This window comes from Streptomyces sp. NPDC000151 (assembly GCF_040301705.1).
In the GTDB taxonomy this organism is placed as follows: domain Bacteria; phylum Actinomycetota; class Actinomycetes; order Streptomycetales; family Streptomycetaceae; genus Streptomyces.
This window is the reverse complement of record NZ_JBEPFC010000270.1, coordinates 1-4,080: the sequence shown is the minus strand read 5'-3', so window position 1 is coordinate 4,080 and position 4,080 is coordinate 1. Positions and strand designations below refer to the sequence as shown.

Annotated in this window: 4 protein-coding genes; 2 read left to right on the top strand and 2 right to left on the bottom strand. The window is 73.1% G+C overall.

Annotated features, from left to right (window positions below):
* Window positions 1-1,411 (bottom strand): glycosyltransferase family 4 protein (locus ABT381_RS35275; RefSeq protein WP_351602054.1); only part of this gene is annotated, 1,411 nt, incomplete at its 3' end.
* Between the two features lie 155 nt (window positions 1,412-1,566).
* Window positions 1,567-1,689: a hypothetical protein gene (locus ABT381_RS35270; RefSeq protein WP_351602051.1), complete on the bottom strand. Its 123-nt coding sequence runs from the start codon at window positions 1,687-1,689 to the stop codon at window positions 1,567-1,569.
* Between the two features lie 195 nt (window positions 1,690-1,884).
* On the opposite strand from ABT381_RS35270, the gene ABT381_RS35265 reads away from it, so the two are divergent.
* Together ABT381_RS35265 and ABT381_RS35260 are read left to right on the top strand one after the other, a co-directional pair.
* Window positions 1,885-3,636, top strand: coding sequence for an IlvD/Edd family dehydratase (locus tag ABT381_RS35265; RefSeq protein WP_351602048.1), 1,752 nt, complete (start codon window positions 1,885-1,887; stop codon window positions 3,634-3,636).
* 114 nt (window positions 3,637-3,750) lie between these two features.
* Window positions 3,751-4,080 (top strand): FadR/GntR family transcriptional regulator (locus tag ABT381_RS35260; RefSeq protein ID WP_351602045.1); only part of this gene is annotated, 330 nt, incomplete at its 3' end.

Sequence of the window (4,080 nt, the reverse complement as noted above, 5' to 3'; positions counted from 1 at the left end):
CACCGAGCAGCGGCACGGCGGTGACCGGCCGCTGGAGCAGGGGGCGTGCCACGCGCCGGGCGAGCGCCTTGCCCGCGCGCAGCGCCCTGCCCCGCCCCGCGGTACCGGTGTACCCGCCCAGTGCGTGCGCCCCGGCGAGCTCCTTCCGCGCCTCCGGCGGACCGCAGCACTTGCCCGTCTTCGCGGCGAGGTCCTCGAAGAGCTTGACGTAGGCGTGCGCGACGGCCGAGGGCGCGTAGTCCAGCGCCTTGGCGCGGGCCGCCGCGGCCATCGCGGCCCGCCGCTCGTCGTCCGCGATCAGTTCCAGCAGCGCCGCCGCGAACTCCTCGGCGTTGCCCGGCTGGACGAGCAGCCCGTCCACCCCGTCGGAGATGATCTCGCCCGGCCCGAACGGGCAGTCCGTGGCGACCACCGGCAGCCCGGCGTGCATCGCCTCCACGATCGTCATCCCGAACGACTCGCCGTCCGAGGAGACCGCCGCGATGGACCCCTTGGCCCACTCCGGCTCGATCGGCGCGTGCGCGCCCATCATCGTCACCTGTTCGCACAGCCCCAGCTCGTGGATGCGGGTCCGCAGCGCCCGCGCCTCGGGCCCGCGCCCGTACAGCCGCAGCTTCCAGTCCGGGCGCTGCTCCACCACGCGCGCGAACGCGTCGATCAGCAGCCGGTAGTTCTTGATGCGGATGAGCCGGCCGGCCGCGACCACCAGCTTGTGGCGCCCCGAGGAGGGCGACACGTCCGGCTGCGGCACCGCGTTGGGGATGCAGCGGATCTCCGTGGCGACATCGGGCAGGGCCTCGCGGTAGATCCTGGCGTCCTGCCGGGACACCGTGACGAAGGCGTCGAGGCGGGGCACCGCCGCGTTCTGCGCCGTCCGCACGTCCGCCCGGTGCATGTCGTGGGTGAGGTGTTCCTGCCCGACGAGCAGCGCGCGGGCGGGCCCGAAGCGCGCGAGGTAGACGTTGATGCCGGGCCGCGTCCCGATGATCACGTCCGCTTCGGTGTCCCGCAGGTACTCCTCGATCCGCGTGTCGACCAGCGCGCTGCACAGCTTGTACGGGCCGTCGCAGGCGGGGTAGACGCGTGAGGGGTTGCCCTTCGGGTCGTGCGCCGGGTCGAAGCCGGGCCGGTCCCTGCGGGCCTCGACCAGCGGCACGATGCGTACCCGGGGATGGACGGGCAGGGCCGGAGCGGCCCGGGTCCTGATCATCGAGACGATCTCGACGTCGTGCCCGGCCTCCGCCAGCGCGCCGGAGAGGTTGACGGTCGAGCGGATGGTGCCGCCGATGCCGTAGAGGTTGAAAAGGAGGAAGCACACCTTCAGGCGGCGTGCTGCCCACACAGGGTGCGGGGGACCCGCCGCCGCTTCCCGGACCATGCCTGACACGACCACGTCGTCACTCTTCTGCACAGAACCGGAGAATATGACGTGAATTGTGACTCTATAAGCTTTCGCGCAAGCGTGTCGTGAAGCTGCCCCTCGAACGGCCGGTATGCATCGTGCCTGGTGACAGGGGTGACGGGCGGCGCCGACGGGTCATGGCGCACGCCCGGGGCGGGGGTGTTTCAGGCCAGCCGCCGGGAGAGTCCGGCGGCCGTGGTGCGCGCGGTGCGGACGATCGGGGCGAGGCGCGGGGCGCTGCGCGGGGCCGGGCCCGCGACGCCACTCGGGCCCGGCTCCTCGGCCACCCGTATGCGCTGCCCGGCGTCCGAAAGGTTCTGCCACGCTCGCCCAGTGCCCCGTCGTGGGAAAAGGTCCGTGCCGGACTCTGGACAGGCGAGACCCCTATCATGCTTTGATAGCACCATTGGAGAGCGGGAGGGTGCAGCCTGGTCACGGCCGGTCCCGCCCGGCCCGCCACGCCCGCACCGGAAGGACCTCGCATGGCCGCGAACGCATCCTCCCCGCACCCGCCGGAGCAGCCCGCGCTCCGCTCCCGCGCCTGGTTCGGCGACGGCGGCAAGAACGGTTTCATCGCCCGGCACTCCCTGCGCGCCATGGGCCGCGGCGGTCACAACTTCGACGGCCGCCCGGTCATCGGCATCTGCAACACCTACTCCGAACTCACGCCCTGCAACGGCCACTTGCAGCTCCTCGCGGACGCCGTGAAGCGCGGCGTACTGCAGGCCGGCGGCTTCCCGCTGGAGTTCCCCGCGATGTCGCTCGGCGAGCCGATCATGCGCCCGACCACCATGCTGTACCGCAACCTCGCCGCCATGGAGATCGAGGAGCAGATCCGCGCCAACCCCCTGGACGCCGTCGTCCTCCTCACCGGCTGCGACAAGACCACCCCCGCGGCTCTCATGGGCGCCGCCAGCGCCGGCGTCCCCGCGCTCGTCTTCACCGGCGGTCCCACGCTCAACGGCCGCTTCCGGGGCCGCGCCGTCGGATCCGGTACGGACGTCTGGCGGATGACCGAGGAGCTGCGCGCGGGCACGGTCACCCAGGAGGAGTTCACCGAGTTCGAGACCGCGCTGACCCGCAGCGCAGGCCACTGCATGACCATGGGCACGGCCTCCACCATGGCCTGCCTCACCGAAGCGCTCGGCATGATGGTCCCCGGCGGCTCCGGCCTGCCCGCCGTCGACTCCCGCCGCGGCACCCTCGCCGAGGAGACCGGCATCCGCGCCGTCGAACTGGCCGGCTCCGACCTCACCCCGCAGCGCATCATGACCCGCGCCGCCTTCGAGAACGCCATCCGCATCAACGCCGCCATCGGCGGCTCCACCAATGCCGTACTGCACCTCCTCGCCCTCGCCGGCCGCCTCGGCGTCCCGCTCGCCCTGGACGACTTCGACCGCCTCGGCGCCGAACTCCCGCTCCTCATCGACCTGATGCCCTCCGGCCGCTTCCTGATGGAGGAATTCGCGTACGCGGGCGGGCTCCCGGCCCTGATCAACGACCTCCGCGACCACCTGCACCACGACACCGTCACCGTCACAGGGCGCAGCCTGGTCGACAACTGCGCGGGCGCCGAGGTGTACGACCGCGAGGTCATCCGCCCGCTCGACCGCCCCGTTCAGCCCGCCGGCACCGGCACGGCCGTACTCCGCGGCAACCTCGCCCCCGACGGCGCGGTCATCAAGCAGTCGGCGGCCGACCCCAAGCTGCTCAGCCACACCGGGCCCGCGCTGGTCTTCGACTCGCTGGAGGACTACCTCGCCGTCGCGGAGGACCCGGACCTCGACGTCACCGCCGACACCGTCCTCGTCGTCCGCAACACCGGCCCGAAGGGCTACCCGGGTATGCCCGAGGTCGGCAACGTGCAGCTGCCCAAGAAGCTCCTCGACGCCGGCGTCCGCGACCTGGTCCGCATCTCCGACGCCCGGATGTCCGGCACCGCGTACGGCACCTGCGTCCTGCACGTGGCCCCCGAAGCGGCGGTCGGCGGCCCGCTCGCCCTCGTCCGCACCGGCGACTCCGTACGCCTGGACGTACCGGCCCGCCGCCTCGACGTCCTGGTCGGGGACGACGAGCTGGAGCGCCGCCGCGCGGCCTGGCAGCCGCCCCGCGCGCCCGCGGAACGCGGCTGGAACTACCTCTACGACCGGCACGTCACCCAGGCCGACACCGGCGTCGACCTGGACTTCCTGCGCGGCGCCGGCGACTCGGCACCGCCGCCCCAGGCGTTCTGACCCCGTCCTGCCGGCGGGCACCGAAGGCGGTTCAGGTGTGACAATCGGCGGGGCGGCCGCGGTCCGGCCGCCCCGTACCGAGGCGCACGGGAACACGGGAACACGGGGGACGGCGTGGAACTTCAGGGCCTGCACGGGCAGGTGGTCGACCGCATCGGCCGGTCGCTCGCCGCGGACGAGATCCGGGCGGGCGAGGTGCTGCGCCTGGAGGACGTACAGGAACGGTACGGCGTCTCGCGCACGGTGGCCCGCGAGGCGGTCCGCGTCCTGGAGTCCAAGCGGGTCGTCACCAGCCGCCCGCGCGTCGGCATCACCGTACGGCCGCTCGCCGAGTGGAACCTCTACGACCCGCAGATCATCCGCTGGCGGCTCGCCTCGCCCCGGCGCGAGGCCCAGCTGCGCGAACTGGCCGAGCTGCGGGCCGCCGTCGAACCGTCCGCCGCG